We start from the raw sequence: 307 nt of genomic DNA on the forward strand, positions 1-307 counted from the left end.
CTCGGCTTTCCGCTCGCCTATCTGATCGCCAACGTGCCGAAGGGGCTGGCGGCCATCCTGATCGTCGCGGTGCTCTTGCCGTTCTGGACCTCGATCCTGGTGCGCACCGCGGCCTGGACGGTGCTGTTGCAGAAGTTCGGCCTGGTCAACGACTTCCTGCTTCTCATCGGCGTCACCAGCGACCGGCTCGACCTGATGTACAGCCGCATGGGGCTGATCATCGCCATGACCCATATACAGCTGCCGTTCACGCTGCTGCCGATCTACAGCGTCATGCGCACGATCCAGCCTTCGCAGATGAAGGCGG

At 62.9% G+C, this 307-nt stretch carries 1 pseudogene; it reads left to right on the forward strand.

From position 1 onward, the window contains the following. Positions 1–307: pseudogene (locus EN851_RS35310) on the forward strand (ABC transporter permease); the annotation flags it as partial.

Origin of the sequence: Mesorhizobium sp. M8A.F.Ca.ET.208.01.1.1 (genome assembly GCF_004791315.1) — a bacterium.
Classification (GTDB): domain Bacteria; phylum Pseudomonadota; class Alphaproteobacteria; order Rhizobiales; family Rhizobiaceae; genus Mesorhizobium.